Annotated in this window: 22 protein-coding genes; 18 read left to right on the top strand and 4 right to left on the bottom strand. The window is 46.3% G+C overall.

The features are described 5' to 3' along the window. The first annotated feature begins 17 nt into the window (after positions 1-17). A complete protein-coding gene (gene pgaC / locus BUA83_RS08205; RefSeq protein ID WP_072935763.1) occupies positions 18-1,292 on the top strand; it encodes a poly-beta-1,6-N-acetyl-D-glucosamine synthase in 1,275 nt (424 codons plus the stop codon). Beyond that, the gene (gene pgaD, locus BUA83_RS08200) at positions 1,292-1,765 is read left to right on the top strand and encodes a poly-beta-1,6-N-acetyl-D-glucosamine biosynthesis protein PgaD (RefSeq protein WP_072935762.1); all 474 of its coding nucleotides are present in this window, start codon (positions 1,292-1,294) and stop codon (positions 1,763-1,765) included. The genes pgaC and pgaD overlap by 1 nt, the downstream gene beginning before the upstream one ends. 104 nt (positions 1,766-1,869) lie before the next feature. Here pgaD and BUA83_RS08195 read toward each other — a convergent pair whose 3' ends face one another. Then, positions 1,870-3,153 carry an LCP family protein gene (locus tag BUA83_RS08195; RefSeq protein ID WP_072935891.1) on the bottom strand — a complete coding sequence of 428 codons (1,284 nt, stop codon included), beginning with the start codon at positions 3,151-3,153 and terminating at the stop codon, positions 1,870-1,872. Between the two features lie 226 nt (positions 3,154-3,379). Between BUA83_RS08195 and BUA83_RS08190 the strand changes: the two genes are divergently transcribed. The 6 genes from BUA83_RS08190 (at position 3,380) to BUA83_RS08165 (ending at position 6,370) form a co-directional block, all read left to right on the top strand. Next, positions 3,380-3,859 carry a CYTH domain-containing protein gene (locus BUA83_RS08190; protein ID WP_072935890.1) on the top strand — a complete coding sequence of 160 codons (480 nt, stop codon included), beginning with the start codon at positions 3,380-3,382 and terminating at the stop codon, positions 3,857-3,859. Positions 3,860-4,118: 259 nt separating this feature from the next. After that, positions 4,119-4,529, top strand: a complete 411-nt coding sequence (gene cdd / locus BUA83_RS08185; protein WP_094756556.1) for a cytidine deaminase — start codon at positions 4,119-4,121, stop codon at positions 4,527-4,529. 18 nt (positions 4,530-4,547) lie between these two features. Continuing rightward, positions 4,548-5,231: a hypothetical protein gene (locus BUA83_RS08180; protein ID WP_072935761.1), complete on the top strand. Its 684-nt coding sequence runs from the start codon at positions 4,548-4,550 to the stop codon at positions 5,229-5,231. A gap of 44 nt (positions 5,232-5,275) precedes the next feature. Then, positions 5,276-5,707 (top strand): large conductance mechanosensitive channel protein MscL, encoded by a 432-nt coding sequence (gene mscL / locus BUA83_RS08175; RefSeq protein WP_072935760.1) that lies wholly within the window; start codon positions 5,276-5,278, stop codon positions 5,705-5,707. A 130-nt stretch (positions 5,708-5,837) separates the two neighbouring features. Then, positions 5,838-6,098, top strand: a complete 261-nt coding sequence (locus BUA83_RS08170) for a type II toxin-antitoxin system RelB/DinJ family antitoxin (RefSeq protein WP_072935759.1) — start codon at positions 5,838-5,840, stop codon at positions 6,096-6,098. Then, a complete protein-coding gene (locus tag BUA83_RS08165) occupies positions 6,095-6,370 on the top strand; it encodes a type II toxin-antitoxin system YafQ family toxin (RefSeq protein WP_072935758.1) in 276 nt (91 codons plus the stop codon). Before BUA83_RS08170 ends, BUA83_RS08165 begins: the two co-directional genes overlap by 4 nt. Before the next feature lie 74 nt (positions 6,371-6,444). On the opposite strand, the gene BUA83_RS08160 is transcribed toward BUA83_RS08165, so the two are convergent. Together BUA83_RS08160 and BUA83_RS08155 are read right to left on the bottom strand one after the other, a co-directional pair. Further along, complete coding sequence (locus BUA83_RS08160; RefSeq protein WP_072935757.1) at positions 6,445-7,761, bottom strand: Na+/H+ antiporter NhaC family protein; 1,317 nt, start codon at positions 7,759-7,761, stop codon at positions 6,445-6,447. 158 nt (positions 7,762-7,919) lie between these two features. Then, positions 7,920-8,630 (bottom strand): nuclease-related domain-containing protein, encoded by a 711-nt coding sequence (locus BUA83_RS08155; RefSeq protein WP_072935756.1) that lies wholly within the window; start codon positions 8,628-8,630, stop codon positions 7,920-7,922. 416 nt (positions 8,631-9,046) lie between these two features. On the opposite strand from BUA83_RS08155, the gene BUA83_RS08150 reads away from it, so the two are divergent. From BUA83_RS08150 to BUA83_RS08130, 6 genes are all read left to right on the top strand, one after another. Beyond that, entirely contained in the window at positions 9,047-9,529 is a 483-nt protein-coding gene (locus BUA83_RS08150; protein ID WP_072935755.1) for a hypothetical protein, read from the top strand. A 123-nt stretch (positions 9,530-9,652) separates the two neighbouring features. Next, positions 9,653-9,847: a hypothetical protein gene (locus tag BUA83_RS08145; RefSeq protein ID WP_072935754.1), complete on the top strand. Its 195-nt coding sequence runs from the start codon at positions 9,653-9,655 to the stop codon at positions 9,845-9,847. Next, positions 9,844-10,755, top strand: coding sequence for an ImmA/IrrE family metallo-endopeptidase (locus tag BUA83_RS08140; RefSeq protein WP_072935753.1), 912 nt, complete (start codon positions 9,844-9,846; stop codon positions 10,753-10,755). Before BUA83_RS08145 ends, BUA83_RS08140 begins: the two co-directional genes overlap by 4 nt. A 53-nt stretch (positions 10,756-10,808) precedes the next feature. After that, positions 10,809-10,967, top strand: coding sequence for a hypothetical protein (locus BUA83_RS12655; RefSeq protein WP_159430495.1), 159 nt, complete (start codon positions 10,809-10,811; stop codon positions 10,965-10,967). 99 nt (positions 10,968-11,066) lie between these two features. Next, a complete protein-coding gene (locus BUA83_RS08135; RefSeq protein ID WP_072935752.1) occupies positions 11,067-11,261 on the top strand; it encodes a hypothetical protein in 195 nt (64 codons plus the stop codon). 135 nt (positions 11,262-11,396) lie between these two features. Continuing rightward, positions 11,397-11,693, top strand: a complete 297-nt coding sequence (locus BUA83_RS08130; protein WP_072935751.1) for an HAD family hydrolase — start codon at positions 11,397-11,399, stop codon at positions 11,691-11,693. Between the two features lie 55 nt (positions 11,694-11,748). On the opposite strand, the gene BUA83_RS08125 is transcribed toward BUA83_RS08130, so the two are convergent. Continuing rightward, positions 11,749-13,134, bottom strand: a complete 1,386-nt coding sequence (locus tag BUA83_RS08125; protein ID WP_072935750.1) for a hypothetical protein — start codon at positions 13,132-13,134, stop codon at positions 11,749-11,751. Positions 13,135-13,535: 401 nt separating this feature from the next. Here BUA83_RS08125 and BUA83_RS08120 point away from each other — a divergent pair, with 401 nt between their 5' ends. The 4 genes from BUA83_RS08120 to BUA83_RS08105 all read left to right on the top strand — a co-directional run bounded on the left by BUA83_RS08120 (position 13,536) and on the right by BUA83_RS08105 (position 16,147). Further along, positions 13,536-14,630, top strand: coding sequence for a Fic family protein (locus BUA83_RS08120; RefSeq protein WP_094756554.1), 1,095 nt, complete (start codon positions 13,536-13,538; stop codon positions 14,628-14,630). A gap of 203 nt (positions 14,631-14,833) precedes the next feature. After that, positions 14,834-15,457, top strand: a complete 624-nt coding sequence (locus tag BUA83_RS08115) for a DUF4417 domain-containing protein (protein ID WP_072935748.1) — start codon at positions 14,834-14,836, stop codon at positions 15,455-15,457. Then, complete coding sequence (locus tag BUA83_RS08110; protein WP_072935747.1) at positions 15,457-15,894, top strand: hypothetical protein; 438 nt, start codon at positions 15,457-15,459, stop codon at positions 15,892-15,894. The genes BUA83_RS08115 and BUA83_RS08110 overlap by 1 nt, the downstream gene beginning before the upstream one ends. Further along, positions 15,887-16,147: a hypothetical protein gene (locus BUA83_RS08105; protein ID WP_072935746.1), complete on the top strand. Its 261-nt coding sequence runs from the start codon at positions 15,887-15,889 to the stop codon at positions 16,145-16,147. The genes BUA83_RS08110 and BUA83_RS08105 overlap by 8 nt, the downstream gene beginning before the upstream one ends. Positions 16,148-16,198: the final 51 nt, after the last annotated feature.

Below are 16,198 nucleotides of genomic sequence, written 5' to 3'. Positions count from 1 at the left end.
TGTTTAGAGTTGTAAGGATGAATGGTTTGATATACAGTTTTATTTCATGGTTGGCTGAGTTTGTGTTTTATTATCCGCTGATTATGAGCATTTTGTGGATGATTGGCGGAATATGCTTTTATCTTAGATGGGAAAAGGGAAGAGAGGAGACAGCGCCGAAGCTTGATAAATATCCGCTGGTGTCTGTGCTTATCCCGGCGCATAACGAGGAGCGGGATATAGCCGACGCGGTTCATTCGATTTTTGCCAACAGGTACAGGCAGCTGGAGGTCATTGTAATAAATGATGCCAGCACCGACGGCACACAGGAGGTTCTGGAAGGGCTCACGGAGGAATATCCGAAGCTTCGGATTCTGAAGCTGGAGAAGAATCTCGGCAAGGCAAACGGTCTGAATCTCGCTCTTGCCATGAGCCACGGGGAAATCATACTGACACTGGATGCGGATTCCATGCTGGACGAGCATGCCATCGAGTGGGCTGTGTGGCATTTCAACAATTTCCCCCGGGTGGGCGCGGTCACGGGAAATCCGAGAGTCAGGAACCGCACATCGCTTCTGGCGAAAATCCAGACTGCGGAGTATTCCAGTGTTATCGGGTTGATAAAGCGTACCCAGCGGATACTGGGAAAGGTCATGACGGTATCGGGAGTCGTGGCGGCATGGCGGCGTACTGCCATAATCAATGCGGGCCTTTGGAGCAACAACGCCATCACCGACGATATAGAGATGACCTGGAAGATGGAAACGAAGTTCTGGGATGTGCGCTATGAGCCTAAAATGGTCTGCTGGATGCTGGTGCCTGAGACGCTCACGGGAATATGGAATCAGCGGAAGCGCTGGGCGCAGGGCGGCGTAGAGGTCATGCGCACCCATGCCGACGTGTGGCGCAGCTGGAAGGAGCGCCGTATCTGGCCCGTGTACGCTGAGTATTTTCTCGGGATGTTCTGGTCCTATTCCTTCCTTTTCTGCACGATGCTTTGGTCGGTTATGCTTTTGATGGAATACATGGGCGTAAACTATGCCGTGTATCTTCCCGATATAGGAAATCCCCTGATTAACTGGAAGGGTTCTGTCATATCACTGGTTTGCCTGATACAGTTTGCGGTGAGCATCTTTATCGACGGACATTACGACAGAACGCTGATGAAAAATTACTTTTGGGTTGTCTGGTATCCTGTGGTGTACTGGATTTTCAACGCTCTCGCGGCAGTTTCGGCTGCTCCAGCGGGGCTGAGAAGGGACATGAGCACCATGGCGGTATGGGCCAGCCCGGACAGGGGGATTAAGCCTTAATGGAAAATGTAATACATCAAAATAAAGCTCATGGGCTTGCGAAGCTGGTATACGACGCAAAGGACAGAAGGAGTATCCTGGTAAGGGCGCTGGAATCCCTTACAGCCTTTATCCTCACTGCGGCGATGTGGATATTTCTGATACATACGCTTTACATCAAGCTTTACGTTGAAGCAAATGACAGCCTTGAGCAGATTTTCTTCATACTTTTCGTGTCCTCCATCGGCGCCGCTGTGGTGCTGGGAGGCTGGCAGTTCTACAACTGGCTGCGCTTTCATAAAAAGCAGAGAAGAAAGGAATTTCCCCCGCAGTCACCTGCGGAGGTGGCGCGCATCTACGGAATTTCCGAAGAAAATATGACGCGGCTGCAGGCTGCGAAGGAATCCGCGGCAGTTGTGTTCAGGGACGGAAAATATTATTACTGCATAAAGGGCGAGGCTCCGATAGAAATCGGAATGCTGGGCAAAGAGTAAAGAATAAAAGAAAAAGCAGCATTTTTTACACTAAAATTACACTATTTTTACATGCGCAAGTAAAAAAGACCGCCGCACATTTTCGTGCGACGGTCTTTTGGTTTTTATCTGCTTTTTCCGCTTGAACCCATGCTGGGCACGTTTGTGGAAGGTGCGACGGGAGCTGATGGAGCGGATGGTGCTGTTGGAGCCGTAGGTGCCGTTGTGCGGCTGTTTTCCGTGCGGCTTTCCGTTTCTTCCTCGTCTGCATCCTCGGAAGAAGCTGCCGACGGAGGAAGCTTGGACTGCGGGCCTGCCGGCAGTGACGGAAGCGGTCTTCCGCTTGGATCTCTTAGGTCTCTGCTGTCCCTTATGTCCTTAGAATTTTTTGCGTCCCTTGAATCCCTGCGGGGATTAAGTATGCGTCCGATGCTCTTGTCGTCCTCGGGAACCTCGGAGGCTCCGTCAGGAATGGAGCTTTCGTACTCCGCATCCTCGCGTTCCATTTCAGCCAGCGCGCGCTGACTCATTGTTATGCCCAGCATTGATGCCAGCTGGCGTCTTGTCTTTGTGATGTCAGGAATCCAGTAGCTGATTCCGTCGATATACAGAGGACGTCCTTCCACCATTTCCGTATGAAGTCCGTTGACCTGTGCTTCCTTCAGCGCGCCCGCGAATTCAAGAAGCTGTCTTACCGAGAGGTCTGTATCAACGGAGCTTATTACCTCGCTGACAGCGGAGGGGAGCTTCATGATGATGGATGGAGATGTGACCTTGTCCATGACGGCGCGCATGAATTTCTGCTGCCGCGCGATTCGTCCGATATCGCCCTCTTCGTCACGGTAGCGGACATAGCTCATGGCGGTGACGCCGTCCATGTGCTGCATGCCGGGGTACAGGTCGATGACGAGGCCGCCCGGTACTGCGTCATCCCATTCATCAATGTAGTACATGCGCTTTTCTACGTTTATATCAATGCCGCCGATGGCGTCAATGATGCGCGGGAAGGCGCGGGTGTTGATGGATATGTAGTGGTCAACGGGGGTATCGAGGAAATCCTCCACCGTTGACTGGGTGAGCCGCCGTCCGCCGTAAGCGTAGGCAGCGTTGATTTTGTCCCAGCCGTAGCCCTTGATTTTTACTCGGGTATCACGGGGAATGGAGAGAAGCGATGCCTGTCTTTTCTTCGGGTCGATGGATGCAAACATCAGCGTATCCGAACGCCCCGCGTCATCGGCACGCTCATCGACACCCATAATCATGACTGTGGCCTTGTCCTTTGCCACCAGCATGGTAAATTCCTTTTTCTCCTTGCGGTCAAGCTTCTCCGTATCAAAAAGACTGGAGGAAGCAAAAAGCGCTCCTGCCGCTGCTGCGACGAGGAACACGACAACCATCAGAACCCACATCCATATGTGGCTTTTCTTTTTCGCATGTGCCGGTTTGTAGTTTTTCTTCTTGCCCAAAAAAACGACTTCTTTCTTTTCAATTTAATAATTTCAATAGAAATCTGTTATCATCATTGTTGCTATTATAGCATGTTTGTTTAGAGTTTGTCTGCGACAAACTTTTCACAGCAAAATTATGATATATAATATGAATGAAAAGAAAAAGGAAGGTACAGGAGGAAAAGATATGGCACTAGAGATTGAGCGGAAGTTTCTTGTGGATGAAAAGCTGTTCCGGCAGCCTGAGAAGGGCATCCGCGTAAAGCAGGGCTATCTTCAGGGAGACGGTACTATGCTGGTGCGCGTCCGCAGGCAGGATGACAAGGCGTTTCTGACGTTGAAGGGAAAGACTACAGGCATCACACGGGCGGAGTTTGAATATCCTATTCCTGTGGATGACGCGGAAAAGCTGTTTGAGTTCTGCAGGCGGCCTCTTATAGATAAGACACGTTATCTCATTCCCGCGGAGGACGGTGTGCACACCTGGGAGGTGGATAAGTTCTTCGGGGAGAATGAAGGGCTTATGATTGCCGAGGTGGAGCTTAAATCCGAGGACGAGGCTTTCAGCCGTCCCGAATGGCTGGGGCGTGAGGTATCGGGAGATCCTCACTATTACAACTCAAATCTCGCGGAGCATCCCTTCAGTGAATGGAAGGATGAAATCTGAGAAAAAAGCTTTCCCCAAAAAACTGTGGAAAGCTGAAAATAATCTGAACTAAATCTTGCGGTTGACAAATTTTTACTCCGATATATTGAGTTATGCACCAAGTTATTAACATTATCCACAGGCATGGGGGTAAATTATCCACTATTTTGTGGATAATGTGTATATATATGCTTGATATCCTTGATTTTTAGGCACAAAAACCGTATGATGAAAACAGAAATTAAATTATAGGTAAGGGCAGAGAGGGGGGCGAAAAATAATGATCAATGAAGAAATTATTGATACGATGATACGTATGGCAAAGGACGCAATGGCAAAAGCGCACAGCCCATACTCGGGACGTCCGGTAGGCGCCTGTGTACTCGCCAGCGACGGTACGCTTTACGGAGGCTGCAGCATCGAGAACGCAGCATACGGAAGCTCCTGCTGCGCGGAGCGTGTCGCCATTTTCAAGGCGGTTGCCGACAGCAAGCGTGAGTTTGATGCCATCGCGGTGGTTGCAGACACGGACGAGCCGTGTGTTCCCTGCGGAGCCTGCTGCCAGGTCATGGCAGAGTTCAAGATTCGCGACATCATCATGGCTAACCTCAAGGGTGACATTGAGCTGGCGGACCTGATGGATCTCGCGCCGTGTGCTACAGGAAAGGTTCGCAACTTCAAAGAGGGATGATTCCGGGGAGGAATGGACATGCGAAGGATTTTTTCAGCGTTTCTTTTTTTGTGGATAATGCTTCTTTCCATTCCATTTGGCGAAGCGGCGGAGCAGAGTACAGCTGCCCCGGCGCCCGCGCCCCTGGAGAATCGTGAAAAGCCTCTGAGGATTGCCCTGGTTCCTGTTGTGGACCGCACAGGCGGATGGATAAGCAGGGGCGAGATGGATGAGATTCTCGAGCGTATGGAGCAGGAAATTCATGTTCCCCTTAACGAAACAATGCACTGGGTTGAGCATCTGCCCTATACTGATGTGGAATATGCCTTTAAGGACGGTCTTAAAAGCGGGCGTAAAAAATCAATCTATGCCGATGCGATTCGCAGCGTTTCGGAGACAGTTCCCGCAGACCTTGTTATATGTGCCGTTGTGGAGACACATTATCAGCGGGAATTCCTTTCGATGAATTGGGACAGCAGCTTCATGGTGGAGAGTATTGCCTCGCTTTCTCTCTATGTCTATGACAAGAAATCCGACAAGGTGAAGGATTATCACGCGAGCCGCTGGGAGCGGGACGAATACAGCCTTTCCATAGATGTTCAGGCGCTGACTATGGACGCGCTGGAGGAGGTACTCCGTGACGCGGATATCCGCTCGTATATCTTCCCTATATCCAAGGAGCAGAAGAAGATTCTGGAAAAGGCGGCGGAGCGCAATGAATGATGGCCGTTTCGTCACAGTTATAACTAAAACGAAGGAGCGATTCTATGTTTGAAGAGTTCAAGAAGTTTATCATGCGCGGCAATGTCATGGATATGGCTGTCGGCGTTATCATCGGCGCGGCGTTCGGTAAGGTCGCGTCCTCATTCGTAAGCGATATTCTCATGGGGCCTCTCGGGATGCTGATGGGCCGCGTGGATTTTTCCAACCTGTTCATCAACCTGTCCTCCACACCTGCGGCAACGCTGGCAGAGGCACAGAAGGCAGGACTTCCTGTTATCGCCTACGGTCATTTCATCAATGGCGTTATCGACTTTCTGATAGTCGCCTTCGCAGTGTTCCTCATGATTCAGCAGGTCAATAAGCTCTTCCCGAAGAAAGAGGAAAAGCCTGCAAGAACATGCCCCTTCTGCAAGAGTACCATCGCGGATGATGCTACCCGCTGCCCGCACTGCACAAGCGAGCTGCCTGCGGAATGACAGAAATACGAAAATAACAAAACCCGCTGTCTTTGGACGGCGGGTTTTTGTGTTATGCACAATAGGATAGCAGCAGGACATTGTATATATATTGTAATTATTATATAATAGAACTGCGGAGGTGATTATTATGGCGACTGCTATAGTACAGGTTCGTGTTGAGAGCGAACTAAAGAAGCGTGTTGAGGAAAAACTTAAAACAATGGGATTGAACATGAGTACTGCAGTTAATATGCTGCTTCACCAAATTGATAATCAGAACCGTATTCCTTTTACTGTTGCCGGGAAGGATTCGGAGTTATTAAAAACTATACGTGAAATCGAAGCCGGAAAAGGTCTCAGCAAGGTTTATACGGACACGGAGGAGCTTTATAAGGATTTGGGGATATGATTCTAAAAGTTCAATTTACAAACAAATTTCAAAAAGACATAAAGCTTGCGAAGAAACGGAATCTGAATACTAATCTGCTTAAAGATGTTATTGAGCTTTTAAGAACCGGGCAGAAGCTGGACGGCAGATACAAGGACCATCCGCTTACGGGTAATTATGCCGGTTATAGAGAATGTCATATTCAGCCGGATTGGATTCTGGTATATAGGATTTATGAAGATAAGCTCACGTTGCTTTTAGCACGCACGGGAACTCACAGTGACTTGTTTTAATACATACGAGTTGTTTAAACAAAATAAAACCCACGGTAAAGAGATTCTCTGCCGTGGGTTTTCTGTAGTTATGATTACTTTTTTGCGCTCAGCATAATAGATACTATTACGCATGCCGCGAGGAAGAACGGGTAGAAAAGATACGGGATGATAGCGAGGCTTGCGATGCCTGCGAGGGCGGAAGCTATGAGAAGCTGCGCGCCGTAGGGGATTATGCCCTGGGCGATGCAGGAGCAGGTATCGAGAAGGGACGCGCTCTCCCTGGGCTCGATGCCGTATTCCTCGCTTATGGTCTTTGCTATCGGCCCTGCCACCACAATCGCTACGGTATTGTTGGCTGTGGCGATATCCATCAGTATCGTCAGAAGCCCGATGCCGAAGCTTCCTCCGCGCTGTCCCTTGAAATATGTGCGGATAAAGGTAAGAATTGCCTCAAATCCGCCGCCGTCGCGCATGATGGCACTTATGGAAGCGGCCAGGATGGTGACTATCATTGTCTCAAACATACCGCTTGTACCCGCGCCCATAGCCGAAAACGCGTCAGGGATTGTCATAGGCCCTGCGGCAATTCCGAGAACAAAGAAAAGAAGTATTCCCGTGCCGAGAACGAAAAACACATTCATTCCCCTGAGCGCCATAATAAGAACTATGAAATACGGCAGCGCCAGAAGCAGGGAGTAATCAAAGGTTCCAAGGTCTACATGGCTTCCGCTCATGGAAAGCCCCAAAAGCAAAATAAGAGTAAGGACGGCCGCAGGAACAGCGACCTTGAGATTCGCATAAAATTTATCCTTCATCTGAGTACCCTGTGTACGGGTGGCGGCTATCGTGGTATCGGATATAAAGGAAAGATTGTCTCCGAACATGGCACCGCCCACTACGGAACCAACCGCAAAGGGCAGGCTCAGCCCAGCGTCCTGCGCCACGGAAGCGGCTATGGGAACAAGCACCGTGATAGTGCCGCAGCTTGTGCCCATGGACATTGATATAAGACACGCGATGACGAAAAGCCCCGGTATTGCAAACGTGCCGGGAACAAAGTTCAAAAGAAGGTGCGCCGTGCTCTGCACGCCTCCCGCGGCCTTTGCGATACCGCCGAAGGCTCCTGCCATAAGGAAAATAAAGAGCATGATGGTGATGTTGTCGTTGCCTATGCTTTGGGAGCAGAGGTGAATATTTTCCAGGAACGTCCGGTTGCTGTTCTGCATGAACGCCACTATAAGCGCCAGCCCGAAGGCGACAACTACCGACATCACATAAAAGCCCATCCGTCCTTCCACCGGGGAGATATATTCATACCATATACCCGCGCCCAGATAGAAAACGAGAAATATTAGTATTGGCAGCAGCGCCGAAGCGTTAGCGCCCGGCTTGATATTTTTTGAGTCCATTCGATTCGTCCTTTACTGTGAAATGTCCGTGCATGAAATACGTTTAGAATATTATAACGCCAAGGGAAATATTTTGTCGAAAATATATCATGCGCAAAGTTGTATGCAAATGGTTTTGCCTATAGATGATTCAGTCAAACCTCTGCACACGAGCTGCCTTAAAACAGTTTCACAATCCCGTCAACAGTACTGTCATCCAGCGGTGTACGCACGGGGTAATCCAATATAAACTCCAAAACCGCGCGCCCTCTGTTTGTGTACGCGTCACCCGTACCGTTAAGAATCAAATCGGGGTTCGTAAAATACACAATGCCGTCTACCCACGCGCGGATATTATTCTTTTTCAGGAACTGCGACATGCTGTAGATTTGCTTTTTTGTCTGCTTCACAGGATTTCGAAGCGTGGCTGTATATTCTGTTCCTCCACGCCCAACCTTTTTCTGCGTCCATTCATGGTCATCGGACGGAGTAATTTCCCCGTTATGATTTTTCGTATTGATGATAAAAACACCATTCCTGCCGACAACCACAGTACCAACGAACGCTCCATCGACGTGCAGATTGCTGAATACGTGATATCCGTCAGGAAGCTCACTCAAAATATCCAGTGAACGCTCGACTCCGGTATCCCCCGAAGCTGTTTTCCTGTAGTTCTGCCAAAAATGGGTAGCCAGCCATCCCGTTGCTCCGAAAACAACCAAGTGCAGTAATTTTAATTGTATGGGATGGTCAAATGCCGTGCCGTAAATGATATCCTTCGCCCACAAAAGCCACAGCGTTATACTGACTGCCCCGAACCCAACTGCCAGCATCAAATTACGCCGTCTGGTTGAAGCATACGCTGATTCTCTCGTATGTAAATCCGCCATATATATCTCCTTGCTGTACGTATTGTCTAAACTTCTCCAAATACATACATATTGTATCATACTCAATCAAGGTGAATGGATAACACGGCAAACCACCCGTTGAACGGATGGTTTTAATTATATTGAAAACGGAATCTGCCAACTCGCCAGTCAAAAAAGTGCCAACTGGCTAGTTAAAAATGTGCCAACTCGCCAGTCAAAAATACGCTAAATGGCTAAAAAATATTTGCCAACGGGCATAAAAAACGCCGACGGGATTGTCGGCGTTTTTATTAGTGTTATAATGCCTTAAATTACGGGAGAGAACAGGTGCTTCTCTTTGTTCTTTTCTACAAATCAGTTTTGAAACATGCAGGATTTTAGGGCGTATTGTCTAATAAATACATTAGAAGCACATGCAGATGGGAGGATGCTTTATGCTTGATGAATCGTTAATAAAGTCGCTGGATTCGTATATTTCACGACATTATATCTCTACAGGTGTTAATGAACGGGTAAATATTCATTACAGCATATCCGTCGATGGCTATCAGCAGCTGGACGAAGCGATTCAGGAAGAACAGCAGTCACTGGCAGATTATATAAGGGAATGGCTGATTAAAAAAGGTCGTGAGGATATTGATGTATATAAGGAAGCGGGCCTGGACCGCCGTGTGTTTTCAAAAATCCGCAACGAAAAATCATACCATCCGGGCAAAAATACGACGATAGCTATTGCGCTGGCGCTTCATCTTTCACGAGAAGAAGCCGACGAATTTCTTTCCTTCATCGGTTATTCGTTGAACAAAATGCAAAAGGAAGACGTTGTTATACGTTTCTGCTTTGATAATCAAATCTATGACGTTATGGTCGTCAATGAACTTCTGGCGCACTACGGCCTTCCTTTGCTTGTAAAATAAAATGTCTCTATCAAAGCGACCTGTTCGGCATCTGGTTTTGCTAGACTAAAGGTAAGAAAAATAGTGTAGGCCGAAATCTCATTATGAGATGGTCACTGCTTTGAAATAAGGTGAAGTATCGGCATGAACAGAGAATCGGAGCTGCTTTCGGCAAAGGATGAGCAGAAGCTTTTGTCAGAGCTTGAGCATCTCACCTATCCGATACGCACCGGGCGAATGACGGTTGAAAACTGGCGGACATGGATGAGAAAAAACGAAAGCAGTGAAAATGCAGACGGGCGGAATCGCAGTACACAGCGTTTTGAGGTGGAAAAATGAAAGATACACGGGCGCAGATTGATATATTATATGATGAAGTAAGAGAATACAGGGAAATCGACGCATTTCAGGATATGTTGAAAAGCTTGAAGCCGCTTCCGAACCTTGCACCGTTTAATGCTATGCTGGTTCAGATGCAGAAGCCGGGGAGCAGATGGGTTTTGTCTGCCGGTCAGTGGAAAGACCGTTTTGGGCGCTATCCTAAACCAGGAAGCCGACCTCTTGTCATTATGCGTCCATTTGGGCCGATTTCATTTGTATATGAATATGGGGACACGGAGGGGCGTGAAGTGACGGATGAAATGATACGCAAGCATTTCGTGGAGCCGTTTCGTGCCGAGCAGGTAGTGGATGCGGAAACTCTGTATGATTTCACCGAAAAGCTTCACCGTGAGGGAATCCGCTACCGTGAAGAACCCTATGGAACGACAATGGGCGGCCAGATCATAAGGATGGAAAGAATAGATTCAAAACATCTCGTAAAAACGACAAGCGTAGCGAATCATTTTGTTGAGCAGCATGCCTGTATTGTCGTAAACAGCAGCCTCAAGCCTACTGAGAAATTCATAACTGTTTTGCACGAATTAGGGCACTTCTTCTGCGGACACCTAGGTACCTTCGGCATGAAGCACATTCCTGTGCGCGATGACCTGACCAAGGAAATTGAAGAATTTGAAGCTGAAACTGCATGCTGGATATGCTGTAACCGCTTGGGAATAGATAATCCGGGTACTGTAGATTATTTAGCAGGCTATAAAGAAGAGCATGGGCAGATTCCGCCGGTGAGTATTGATACGATTCTAAAAGCAGCAGGCTGCATTGAAAATGTAATACACAAAGACGGGAATATCCGTATAGGGTTGAAGGTCATCGAAAAGTTCCCTAAGGAGAATGAAAAGATTAATTAATCAATAGACGGAAAGCAGATTGTTGTTAAATCATAACGAAGGAGGCGGTTGTTATGGTAACGAGAGAAGAGTTTTACTCAATAGAAAAGAAACTGTCCGCGATGTACAAGAAGCTCTCCAAGGCGAAAACGCCGGAGGAAGTCGGAGCAATCTACAAAGAGACATATCCCGAATTGCCGGAAAAGGTTATCAAGAGCTTGATGGCTCATTAAGCCAAATTCCGGGCGAATACCGCAAGGTATCACGAAATATATGCAGGGTTAGCTTAACAGAGATATATTATTGCATGGAATATATACGGGGGCACATATATGGAAATACAAAAGATATATTTTGATTTGGACGGAGTATTGGCAGATTTTGATCGAGGTGTAAGGGAATTATGCGGAATGGAGCCTGTTGATCAGAGTAATAAAAATAAAGGCGACGATGACCGTTTGTTTGGGGCCATTAGGGCGGTAGAGCATTTTTATAACTCGGCCCCAAGATGTCCCCCACTTCTGTAAGTGGGGGTTAAGACAAATAACAGGCGGTGAGCATATCTCCCGCCTCGTTGAAATGCCGCAGAGGAAAGTTTGCCTATGGCAAACTTTGATTAAAGGCATTATAATAAGCTGGAGTTTTGCGATGGTGCCAGGGAGATGTTTCAGCTGCTTGATAAAAAATACCCGGGTGCCTGTGAAATTTTGAGCGGTATTCCTAAGCCGAGAAGGGGTATTGACACAGCCGCTGATGATAAAATCGAATGGGTACGCAGAAACCTTGGGGAGCACATCAAGGTCAATATCGTTTACAGGGAAGAAAAGAAAAATTATGTTACCGGGAGAGACTGCATTCTGATAGATGATTATGAGAAAAATATCAAGGAGTGGGAAAAAGCTGGCGGGACAGGTATTTTGTTCATCTCTGCCAAGGAAACATTGAAGCGGTTTGGCTAAAAAATATCTGCTAATGGGTACAAAAAACGCCGACGGGATTGTCGGCGTTTTTTTATCATTCATCCATAGACAGCGTACCGGGCTTCGGGCCCCAGCCGTATTCATCTCGGATTTTTTTCCATGAAGCAGCTATTGATTCCTGCTTTTTCTGTTCGGCAGGGTCGATAGGGTGTTTTTCTTTTTCCTCAGCATCCTTTCCTGTCGGTATGAGGGGGTCCGAGCCTTCTTTTTCTGCGTCCTTCAGCAAATCCTTGTTCAGCTGGCGGATGCGTTCCTTTGTACCGTCAGTTTCATCTGTCTTTTTGTTTTTGTCGAGAAGGGAGCTGAGGTCTTTTTTGGAGGAATCTTCGCTATCCCTGCCCATCATTTTATCAAGGGTTTCCTTGTCCTCTTCCAAGGACATCATTCTCAGTTCGTCAAAGGAAAGTCCGTTTTTTCCCTGCGCCTGCACCGCGTCCTTTTTCTTGTTGGGCTTGGCGTCCATTTCTTCTTCGTCCTGCCTGTAGACCTTGGCTACGGCTGTTTTGACATCTTCGTTAAACTCTTCGCTGTTGGTGTTTATTCTGTTTCCGCTCTGCACCTGGGCAATCATCTTGCGCATTTCAGCAACAAGAGCGTTGTCGCCGTCCTCCAGCTTGCTCAGCGCTTCGTCGAGCTTGGTGAAATACTCGGCATCCTTTCCAAAGACATCAAGGTAGTTGTTAAGAGCGTTTGCGAACTGACCGAAACGTCCGGGGAGATTGCCTTCGCTGTTCCTGAGATACCATGTGACGCGAAGCTCATCATCCGTGCCTAGCCATGTATTATCCTGCCCCTTAATGTAAAGCTCGTATGCCGCTTCCTCGTATGTATCGTAGGGTTTCAGGATTTGCCCTATGATGTCGCTTATGTGTCCGCTGAGGTTGTTATGAATGGCGGTGGCGGCAGTCGCCTTTCTCATTTCGATTTCTTCCTCCACGGTCATTTTTTCAACGATACCGTCTTCCTTGGTCCAGCGGTAGTGGGCAGAGTCAACCGATGTTATATCAGGCAGCCCGGCAGGATTCTTAATCGCGTCCTCGCTGATATTGGGGTTTACTCTCTTCAGTATTTCCAGGCCCTCTTTGCTGATATCAGGGTTTGACTGCTTTTGCATTTCACGTCCCTGAACGCTGATTTCTACGGCATAGGGCTGCTTGTCCCATGTGTGCTCGGTATCAAGCTTTCCTGTCATCGAAGGGGAAATATTTTCCAGCTTTCCTCCAATGCCCACAGGGTGCTCAAGCTTGTTTCCCTGCCCCGCAGGATTTTGGATGTTGTGGACTGCCCGCTCCATCTCCTGACGCTCATCCACGCGCGCCTTCTGAAGCTTTTCTGCCAGTGTCCCCGTGTATTTTCCTATGTTGTAGCCTGCTGACAGCATGGAACTCATGGAACCTGCGGAATCCTTTTCGATCATCATTATTTTTCCCTCCCTGAAAAAATAATAAATAAATAGTTCCTTATACACATGTATCGTTTTTTTTATTGTACGATAAGTGAAAAATAAATAAAAGGTAAAAAAGTCCCCGACAGGACGAGTTTTAGTCTGCCGGGGGAAGGGATAAGAGTTTATTTTACTGCATAGATGGCAAAGAGGGGTATGCCGTCGTAGTGCATTTCAAGTTAGACTCATTTACGAGAGCAAGAATCATTCTAATGTTTCTGTTTGCTTGAATTTTAGCGAGTTTTGCAAATTAGTATGATTTTACATGATAACGATAAAAGGAAAAATGAATAAAAAAGATAGCTATAAGAAAATAAGAATCAAAAATCTTGAAAAATGATTCTTATTCTGGTATAATCGAGTTGAAAGGAGGGTTAATGCTGATGAATGAGTCTTACAAAGCAAGTAAATTGCCTTTGCCTAGCGGAGTAATAGATTATTCGTATTTTGTGGAAGAATTAATTGATGCTACAGCTAAACTGGAAGTATATAAGGAAAAAATTCATGACAGCAAACTTGGTAGTGAGTGGTTTATGCCAACGCTGCAGCAGAAGGAGGCATTAGCATCCTCTGCAATTGAAGGAACTCAGGCAACTTTGGACGGTGTGCTCACATATCAGACGGAAGAAAAAACAAATGATCAAAATCTGAATGAAGTGTTGAATTATCATTATGCAACGACATTGGGGTATAGGATACTTGCGAGAGAAAAATTCACTGACGATTTTTTCTATGAGATGCATATAGCATTGATGCGTGGAAATGTAAGAAAACCAGAGCTTATTGGAAAGTATAGAGTGAAGCAAAATTATATAGGGAAAAATGATCCCGTGCATACAATTACGTTTATTCCGCCGGCTGCGGAAGAAGTTCATGAGCTGATGGCGAATTTAATTGAATATATGAATAACCCTAATGATTCGTACAGACCGTTAGTACGTACTGCGATTATACACGCGCAGTTTGAAACGATACATCCTTTCATGGACGGTAACGGGCGTGTAGGCAGAATGCTTATTCCGATGTATTTGTTCTATAAGAAGCAGATAGATTTGCCGTGCTTTTTTATCAGTGAGGCATTGGAACACGACAAACACAAATACTATACATTGCTCACGAATATAAGAACAAATAATGATTGGAACGAGTGGATTAAGTTTTTCCTAGAGACGGTAGCCAAGCAGTGCGACAAGTACATAATGATTATTTCAGAAATAAATAATCTGTATGAAAAGCACTTGAGCTTAGCGATGGAAAAATCTAATTCTCCTAATATTGTTCAAGTGATAACCTCACTTTACAAATGCCCCGTTACGACTGTGAAACAGCTTTCCAATATGCTGAAGATGCCAACGGCTACATTGAACAGATTCCTAAATATCCTTCTGGAGAACAAAATCTTATATACAAATGGCAAACAGAGAAACAGGACATTTTACTACTATGATTTGTTGGGAATAATAAGAAATTGATTAGGAGGTGAGCGGCTATGTGATTTATTTGTTTGGTGTGTAAAGCTACGGAGAAAGGGGGTTGAAATACGGCAATACCTGGGCATAGATAAACTTCGCTACTACCAATAGCAGGGTTTATTCAACAAATTTGAGGATACGGATATTCTTCAAACAAGCAGTTGAGTTTCGTATCCTCACGTAAGAAAGTGAGGAAAATAAATATGAAATCAAAAGATTACCGTAGTAATCCTCTGTTCCTTCGAAATGAATTTGAAACAGAGGGGAAATTCCAATTTCCGCGTATAAGGAAACAGGACGTTGATTTGTTCAAAATTAGGCTCATTTCCGCAACTGACGCAAAATATAATGATAGCGAGGAAAACAGGAAAAAGGGACTGCATTTTTTTGTAGATGACTATAAATTTTTAGCAGCCTATAATAATCCGGAGAAATTTTTGGAAAAGGTTTCACAATACATGTTTGCGTGCACTCCGGATTTCTCTGCTTACGCAGACATGAATTATTGGCGTCAGATAGAGAGTGTTGGTCACAGCAGATGGTGCGGTGCGTTTTGGCAAAGTCAGGGAGTTAAAGTTATTCCGACAATTGGCTGGAGCACGAAGGCGTCTTATGATTTTTGCTTTGATGCAGTAGAAAAGGGGTCAACCGTTGCAATAGGAATGATAGGATGTAAGCACGCAAAGGAGGAATTTTTGGCCGGATATAGAGAAATGCTTCGAAGAATTGAGCCAGAAGCGATTCTTTGCGTTGGCAGACCATTTGAGGAAATGGAAGGGAATATAATCGCCGTAGATTATCCTGCCTTCGGAAAGGTGGGTAGGTAATGGGTGGAAGAGGAAGCAGCTCCGGTGTGAGTGTACAGGGAAAAAGATATGGGTCAGAGTATTCATCGCTGCTTACATATGGAAACATAAAATTTGTGGTTGTTAATAACGGGAATACGAAAGCTCCCAAAGAAACCATGACAAATAACAGAGTGTACGTGACGCTTGATAGAGTTACGGGGGAGCCGAAGTATATTTCATATTACGACAAGTCAAATAAGAAGGAAAAGCAGATTGACCTTCAGCATGGACATGCGGGAATGATGCCGCATATTCATCACGGATATGAGCACAACGAAAACGATTCCCCAAAAGGTGCATCAAAACTGACGGTTAAGGAAAAGAAGCTTGCAAGTCTTATCAGTGATGTGTGGAGGGAGAGGAGAGATTATGCGTGGGCCCAATGGAAAGCACGTAATTCGAATAACAATGGATGAATATATAAAATGGCAAAGCTGGGACGAATGGCCAGAACGGGAGGATAATCCACCGCTGACAGTTGAAACATTATTTTGGTATGACGGGCAGGAGTATATGGTAACCCGTATTGGACATAGGTACGCTATTGTCACACAACCGGCTTTCAAGGAAGTTATTTCAAATGAAAATTTTAAGGACTTACTTGAAATGCCGTTTCTAAATGGGAAGTCCTTTCGTGCATTAATCCGTGAATTTCTCTTCGAGGAATAAGAAATCCCCCTGGTGCTACCAACACGCAGGGGGATTAAATTTAAGGATACG

The sequence above is a fragment of the Schwartzia succinivorans DSM 10502 genome (assembly GCF_900129225.1).
Classification (GTDB): domain Bacteria; phylum Bacillota; class Negativicutes; order Selenomonadales; family Selenomonadaceae; genus Schwartzia; species Schwartzia succinivorans.
This window is presented reverse-complemented; position numbering and strand designations above follow the sequence as displayed.

Excerpts from the sequence above, each read along its gene's own strand:
- BUA83_RS08105 (WP_072935746.1), top strand. The coding sequence starts at position 15,887 with ATGGATGAATATATAAAATGGCAAAGCTGGGACGAATGGCCAGAACGG.
- mscL (WP_072935760.1), top strand. The coding sequence starts at position 5,276 with ATGTTTGAAGAGTTCAAGAAGTTTATCATGCGCGGCAATGTCATGGAT.
- BUA83_RS08180 (WP_072935761.1), top strand. The coding sequence starts at position 4,548 with ATGCGAAGGATTTTTTCAGCGTTTCTTTTTTTGTGGATAATGCTTCTT.
- BUA83_RS08145 (WP_072935754.1), top strand. The coding sequence starts at position 9,653 with ATGAACAGAGAATCGGAGCTGCTTTCGGCAAAGGATGAGCAGAAGCTT.
- BUA83_RS08165 (WP_072935758.1), top strand. The coding sequence starts at position 6,095 with ATGATTCTAAAAGTTCAATTTACAAACAAATTTCAAAAAGACATAAAG.
- BUA83_RS08125 (WP_072935750.1), bottom strand. The coding sequence starts at position 13,134 with ATGATGATCGAAAAGGATTCCGCAGGTTCCATGAGTTCCATGCTGTCA.
- BUA83_RS08110 (WP_072935747.1), top strand. The coding sequence starts at position 15,457 with ATGGGTGGAAGAGGAAGCAGCTCCGGTGTGAGTGTACAGGGAAAAAGA.
- cdd (WP_094756556.1), top strand. The coding sequence starts at position 4,119 with ATGATCAATGAAGAAATTATTGATACGATGATACGTATGGCAAAGGAC.
- BUA83_RS08120 (WP_094756554.1), top strand. The coding sequence starts at position 13,536 with ATGCTGATGAATGAGTCTTACAAAGCAAGTAAATTGCCTTTGCCTAGC.
- BUA83_RS08190 (WP_072935890.1), top strand. The coding sequence starts at position 3,380 with ATGGCACTAGAGATTGAGCGGAAGTTTCTTGTGGATGAAAAGCTGTTC.
- BUA83_RS08150 (WP_072935755.1), top strand. The coding sequence starts at position 9,047 with ATGCTTGATGAATCGTTAATAAAGTCGCTGGATTCGTATATTTCACGA.
- BUA83_RS08160 (WP_072935757.1), bottom strand. The coding sequence starts at position 7,761 with ATGGACTCAAAAAATATCAAGCCGGGCGCTAACGCTTCGGCGCTGCTG.
- pgaC (WP_072935763.1), top strand. The coding sequence starts at position 18 with ATGAATGGTTTGATATACAGTTTTATTTCATGGTTGGCTGAGTTTGTG.
- BUA83_RS08140 (WP_072935753.1), top strand. The coding sequence starts at position 9,844 with ATGAAAGATACACGGGCGCAGATTGATATATTATATGATGAAGTAAGA.
- BUA83_RS12655 (WP_159430495.1), top strand. The coding sequence starts at position 10,809 with ATGGTAACGAGAGAAGAGTTTTACTCAATAGAAAAGAAACTGTCCGCG.
- BUA83_RS08195 (WP_072935891.1), bottom strand. The coding sequence starts at position 3,153 with ATGTGGGTTCTGATGGTTGTCGTGTTCCTCGTCGCAGCAGCGGCAGGA.
- BUA83_RS08115 (WP_072935748.1), top strand. The coding sequence starts at position 14,834 with ATGAAATCAAAAGATTACCGTAGTAATCCTCTGTTCCTTCGAAATGAA.
- BUA83_RS08155 (WP_072935756.1), bottom strand. The coding sequence starts at position 8,630 with ATGGCGGATTTACATACGAGAGAATCAGCGTATGCTTCAACCAGACGG.
- BUA83_RS08130 (WP_072935751.1), top strand. The coding sequence starts at position 11,397 with ATGTTTCAGCTGCTTGATAAAAAATACCCGGGTGCCTGTGAAATTTTG.
- BUA83_RS08135 (WP_072935752.1), top strand. The coding sequence starts at position 11,067 with ATGGAAATACAAAAGATATATTTTGATTTGGACGGAGTATTGGCAGAT.
- BUA83_RS08170 (WP_072935759.1), top strand. The coding sequence starts at position 5,838 with ATGGCGACTGCTATAGTACAGGTTCGTGTTGAGAGCGAACTAAAGAAG.
- pgaD (WP_072935762.1), top strand. The coding sequence starts at position 1,292 with ATGGAAAATGTAATACATCAAAATAAAGCTCATGGGCTTGCGAAGCTG.